Genomic DNA, 1051 nt, shown 5'->3' with positions numbered 1-1051 from the left:
ACTGAGATGTTTCACTTCCCCGCGTTCGCTTCGTATGACTATGTATTCATCATACGATACCTACCTTAAGGTAGGTGGGTTTCCCCATTCAGACATCTCCGGATCAAAGGATATTTGCCGCCTCCCCGGAGCTTTTCGCAGGCTATCACGTCTTTCTTCGCCTCTGACTGCCAAGGCATCCACCACATGCACTTAATTACTTGACTATACAACCCCAAACAGTCGACGTTACCTACAAGTTAGTAACTTCAACATTTCAGTTTAGAGCACTGTGCACTTAAGCACCGTACAGCTTCAATCTAAATTCATATACCAAAACGCTTGATTCAGTTAATTTGCTAGTGCTCATTTCAATTCGTAATTAAACCGTAACACCGAAGTATTACTGTCAATCTTAAATGAAATGAGTTGAACAATTTATTTCAGACTCAATTTTTGCCAATCTGTTAATGATTCACTGCATCCTCGTCGGACTGCAGTCAACTGTGATAAATCACAGAACTTAATAAACCATCAAATCTAATCATTCGATCTTTTATTAAGTTCTGCAATCTTTAGCTTAAAGCTCCAGTATATGTGTGCCTGCGCACAGCATAGCTGTTTGCTTAAATTTTAAGGAAAAGCAGTGCTTTTCTGATCTTAAAATTTGGTGGAGACTAGGAGAGTCGAACTCCTGACCTCCTGCGTGCAAAGCAGGCGCTCTACCAACTAAGCTAAGTCCCCAGCTTATCATCTGTGATTCGATGTATCGTAGACTGTGTTAAGGCGAATGCTTAACTCGAGCATAGCTCTCGTCTTGCGCTCGGGCGAAACATGTTTCGCTGACCCTCGCTCATGGTGGGTCTGACAAGACTTGAACTTGTGACCCCACGCTTATCAAGCGTGTGCTCTAACCAACTGAGCTACAGACCCTCAGATACATCAATGAAGAACAACTTGTTGTGGATTCTTACCAATCGTCAATCTTTCGTTAAGGAGGTGATCCAGCCGCAGGTTCCCCTACGGCTACCTTGTTACGACTTCACCCCAGTCATCGGCCACACCGTGGTAA

The 1051-nt window shown here is 43.7% G+C and carries 2 tRNA genes and 2 rRNA genes; all 4 read right to left on the bottom strand.

The annotated features are described in order from the left end of the window. Positions 1–206 (bottom strand): 23S ribosomal RNA (locus tag FTU58_RS13990); the annotation flags it as partial. Between the two features lie 441 nt (positions 207–647). Next, positions 648–723, bottom strand: a tRNA-Ala gene (locus FTU58_RS13985). Positions 724–835: 112 nt separating this feature from the next. After that, positions 836–912, bottom strand: a tRNA-Ile gene (locus FTU58_RS13980). Positions 913–971: 59 nt separating this feature from the next. After that, positions 972–1051, bottom strand: a 16S ribosomal RNA gene (locus FTU58_RS13975); the annotation flags it as partial.

It is taken from the genome of Acinetobacter sp. YH12120 (assembly GCF_013418795.1).
Lineage (GTDB): Bacteria > Pseudomonadota > Gammaproteobacteria > Pseudomonadales > Moraxellaceae > Acinetobacter > Acinetobacter towneri.
The sequence above is the reverse complement of the archived record's forward strand: the minus strand, read 5'-3'. Positions and strand labels throughout refer to the sequence as shown.